We start from the raw sequence: 2,493 nt of genomic DNA, 5'->3' as shown, positions 1-2,493 counted from the left end.
CCTCATGGGCAAGCACTAGGAACAAGATGTCCTCGTCGCCGGCCGGCACACCGGCATCCACAAGGCGCTCGGGGTCTCCGGTATCGAATTTCAGTCCGACCAGGCGGGCGACAAGACCTTCAACCCGGGGACCGATTGTTTGCTCCAGCCATCTGCGGTGTGCATCGGTGCGCCTGCTGGACTTTCCGTCCGGATAGTGGCCGCTGTCGTAGGCAGCGTGAAACATCGCGGCCAAGACAAGATCGACGCTTTTATCGAAATGCGCGGCCGATGACGCAGCCCCCACCGCATGGCAGATGAACGGCCGTCCTGTCTTGCGGTAGCGGCCGTTGAACATCGCGCAACACACACGATACGCCTTTTGCACCCGGGCGATATCGGCAACCGAATATCCATTCTCGTATAGCTGCATGTAGAGCGCCGTATTGGTCTGGCGCGGAACGAACGGATCTTTCTTGGTCAACTTGTCCCCCCGGACTTTGTTAGGTTTTCGTCAGCTTTTCTCGGCAGAAGACGCACTGCTTCGCGATTTCCCTGCAGACTTGCAGTAGAATGAAACTGATCCCAAGCGTTTGGATCACCCTAGATCGTTACAAGTACGACAGGGAAAGTCCAGTCTAGGGGCTCTTGCAGGAAGCTTCGGCCGCGCGCCACCGATCCTGGCGATAGCTAATTTCAGATCCGCAAGCCGAACCTGATGCCGTCATAGATGGCGGCGTGGATGTTGCGCGAGGCGACCGCGTCGCCAATGCGGAACAGAACAAAGCCGCCTTCTGGATTGCGCTTGGGAAAGATGTCGCCACCACTCACCAGCCGTTCGTAGTCGACCGCGCCGCCATTCTTCGACAGCGGCTTCAGCGCGAGGTAGAGATCGTCGAGCGGCAGCGTACCGTGCTCGACCACCACCTGGTCGACCCTGCGCTCGCCGCGCCAGCCATCGGCGAAATCCGAAGCCAGCTCTGCGATCAGCTGGTTGCCCTCACGCCGCACCGAACGCAGCCGCGTGTTGATGGTGATGGTGACGCCCTTTTCCTGGAAGGCCCTGATATAGGGCACATGGTTCATGCCGCCCATTTCCGGGGCAAAGAAACGCTCCGGCGATACAAGCTCGAGTTTCGAGCCGGCATTGGCGATCAGTTCGGCGGCGCCCATGCCCTGATGGCCGCCATTGTCGTCATAGAGCAGCACATTTTCGGCCGGCTTGACGCTGCCGGCCATGATGTCCCAACTCGAGGTGACAAGGTTGTCGCCTGATGTCAGCGGCGGGTTCTGCGGCAGGCCGCCGGTAGCGACCACCACCACATCGGGCGACAGCGCCAGGACATCGTCTTTTTCCGCCCAGGTGTCGTAGCGGATCTCGACGCCGAGCCGGTCGAGTTCGGCCAGCCGCCAGTCGATGATGCCGATCAGTTCCTTGCGGCGCGGGTTCTGCGTCGCCAATCGCACCTGGCCGCCGGCCTGGCTCGATGCTTCAAGCACCATCACCTTGTGGCCGCGCTCAGCCGCGACCCGCGCAATCTCCAGTCCGCCGGCGCCGGCTCCGACGACCACGATTTTCTGCTTCGGTCCTTCGGTCTTGACGATGATATGCGGGATTTCGGCCTCGCGGCCGGTCGCGGCATTGTGGACGCAAAGCGCTTCACCGCCCTCATAGATGCGGTCGAGGCAATAGGTGGCGCCCACACAGGGGCGGATCTCATGCTCGCGCCCCTCCATCACCTTTTTGATGATGTGCGGATCAGCGATATGGGCGCGGGTCATGCCGACCATGTCGAGCTTGCCGGTGGCGATGGCGTGGCGTGCAGTGGCCACGTCGGATATGCGCGCCGCGTGGAAGGTCGGGAATTTCGTCGCCGCCCTCACCTCTCCGGCGAAATCGAGATGCGGCGAAGAACGCATGCCGGTTACCGGGATGACCTTGGTCAGCGCCGCATCGCTCTCGATCGAGCCACGGATGATGTTGAGGAAATCGACCTTGCCGGAGCCCGCCAGCCGCCTGGCGATTTCGATCCCCTCCGCCTTCGACAGGCCTTTTTCGAAATCTTCGTCGGCGACCATGCGGATGCCGACGACGAATTTGTCGCCGACAGCTGCCCGCACGGCATCGAGCACCATGTTGGTGAAGCGCAGGCGATTGTCCAGCGAGCCGCCGAATTCGTCGTCGCGATGATTGGTGGCTGGCGACCAGAAGCCGTCCATCAGATGGCCGTAGGATTCGAACTCGATGCCGTCGAGGCCGGCGGCCTCGCAGCGCTGGGCGGCCGAAGCATAGTCGGCCACGATGCGCTCAATGTCCCAGTCCTCGATCGTCTTCGGGAATGCGCGATGCGCCGGCTCACGTACCGGCGAGGCCGAGAGCACCGGCAGCCAGTCGGCCTTGTTCCAGCCGGTACGGCGGCCGAGATGGGTGATCTGGATCATCACCTTGCAGTCGTGCTCGTGGCAGGCGTCAGCGAGCTCGGCGAGCCACGGCACGATCCTGTCGTCATAGAC

At 62.3% G+C, this 2,493-nt stretch carries 2 protein-coding genes; both read right to left on the bottom strand.

The features are described 5' to 3' along the window. Nucleotides 1-463: DUF6817 domain-containing protein (locus tag EN750_RS29025; protein ID WP_348629632.1), on the bottom strand; the 463-nt coding region annotated here is incomplete at its 3' end. Between the two features lie 212 nt (nt 464-675). Further along, nucleotides 676-2,493 (bottom strand): FAD-dependent oxidoreductase (locus EN750_RS29020; RefSeq protein WP_127398800.1); only part of this gene is annotated, 1,818 nt, incomplete at its 5' end.

The organism is Mesorhizobium sp. M7A.F.Ca.ET.027.03.2.1, assembly GCF_003999175.1.
Taxonomy (GTDB): Bacteria; Pseudomonadota; Alphaproteobacteria; order Rhizobiales; family Rhizobiaceae; genus Mesorhizobium.
This window is presented reverse-complemented; position numbering and strand designations above follow the sequence as displayed.